Below are 1,169 nucleotides of genomic sequence, written 5' to 3'. Positions count from 1 at the left end.
GGATCGAACGATCGCCCAGCATGCCGGCGCCACGCACGGCTAGCGACGCCGTGTCGGGCGACTTGAGCAAGCCACCCATGAAGGCGCGGACGTCGTCCTGTGGCCCTGCCTTGATCAAGGCTCGCAAAGCCGTCGGTGCATTTGGCCCATTGGTGGCCGCAACCTTTCGCAACTCCGCCCTCGCCAAATCCCCGCGGTCAAGTTCGTTCAGTGTCCAGGCTGCCCATAGCCGCACGCTTCCGTCGTCGGCATCTAGCGCGCCAGCAACTTCGTGCACCAGATCGAGGCGTTGCAGTACCCCCGCCAAATGCAGGCTGTTTGCCCGCACGCGGACGTCAGGATCGCGCATCAGATTCGTCAACAGAGCTTTTGGGTCGACCCCATGTTCGCGGCAGGCCGCGACAGCGAGATAGCGTAGGAACGCGTCTTGCGCGCTGATCCAACGCCGTACCAAGGGACTAATCGTTTCGGCCTTATGCCATGCCAGTGCTCCGACCAGGCCCCGCGCATCGTCATCCGAAGCACGGCCAAGTTCAACGGCTTGTCGGATCTTGTTATCGCTACCCTGCTCAATTGCCAACCATGTGAAAAGGAACAACTCCCCCTTTTCGGGGAAGTCCTCATAGGCAGCCTCGATGAACGGCCATGCGGCTACCCCGGCAATACGCAAGCCGTCAAGGTTTGCCTCAAGCCGCCTGCCGACGCCGTCGACCACGTTTCCCTCAGGTGGGTCCTCGGCGGCCAACGTGTCGCGCTGCGCCCACAAGAAAGCCGCCAGCTCGGCGTGCTGACGCACAATGTCCTTGACGATGCGATGTTCAACGGTACCGTCCGATTGTTGGCCGTAGCTCCCCGCGACCATCATCAATTTAAGTCGATCGAACCGCCGCGAATACGGTTGGCGGCACTGGCGTGGCTGGTAACGAAAGTACCTCTGATGGTGATGCGACCGTCTTTCTCCATCAGGATCGTTGCCTTGCCGCAGCGTAATTCGATCCGTTCTTCGGCGTGAATCCGCACGCGGTCTCCATCGCGAATAACTGCAGGTGCCGCATGCTTGCGCACCAGTTCCACGATGCGCCCGACGATGAGCGGCCGCCGCGCATCTCCGTCCTCGAACAACAAGGCGATCTCCTGGCCGATCATATCGGATGACAGTTCGGCAAGGC

2 protein-coding genes are annotated in these 1,169 nt (G+C 61.2%); both read right to left on the bottom strand.

All coding sequences use genetic code 11. The annotated features are described in order from the left end of the window. Nucleotides 1-865: hypothetical protein (locus EN884_RS36510; RefSeq protein WP_128361157.1), on the bottom strand; the 865-nt coding region annotated here is incomplete at its 3' end. Then, nucleotides 865-1,169, bottom strand: a 305-nt coding sequence (locus tag EN884_RS36505; RefSeq protein WP_128361156.1) for a DUF6484 domain-containing protein, incomplete at its 5' end; no start/stop codon positions are given. The genes EN884_RS36505 and EN884_RS36510, both read right to left, overlap by 1 nt.

The sequence above is a fragment of the Mesorhizobium sp. M7A.F.Ca.AU.001.01.1.1 genome, from assembly GCF_004022735.1.
In the GTDB taxonomy this organism is placed as follows: domain Bacteria; phylum Pseudomonadota; class Alphaproteobacteria; order Rhizobiales; family Rhizobiaceae; genus Mesorhizobium; species Mesorhizobium ciceri.
Note: the sequence above shows the minus strand (reverse complement) of the source record. Positions and strands in the feature narration are given on the sequence as shown.